The 241-nt window shown below is 34.4% G+C and carries 1 pseudogene; it reads left to right on the forward strand.

Annotation, left to right across the window (positions count from 1 at the left end):
• Positions 1-241, forward strand: a pseudogene (locus AAEY57_RS20945) (UvrD-helicase domain-containing protein); the annotation flags it as partial.

Here is a 241-nt window from a genome sequence, read left to right on the forward strand (position 1 = left end):
TTGCATACCAAAGCACCCACTATTTTAACGTTTCATGCGCTTGGGCTTAAATTACTACAAAGTGCTAAAAAGCCAATCGAATTATCAAAATTTGCAACTGACCCAGTTCAATTAAATAGTTGGTTAACTGGGTGGGTAAGTAAAAAAATACAAACCGAACCACAGTTTTTAAAAGCATTTTTAGATTTACTCCATGAGCCGATTGATATATTTAGCTTTAAAGATAATGCACAGTACGAGC

The sequence above is a fragment of the Pseudoalteromonas sp. MER144-MNA-CIBAN-0113 genome, assembly GCF_040308965.1.
Taxonomy (GTDB): domain Bacteria; phylum Pseudomonadota; class Gammaproteobacteria; order Enterobacterales; family Alteromonadaceae; genus Pseudoalteromonas; species Pseudoalteromonas tetraodonis.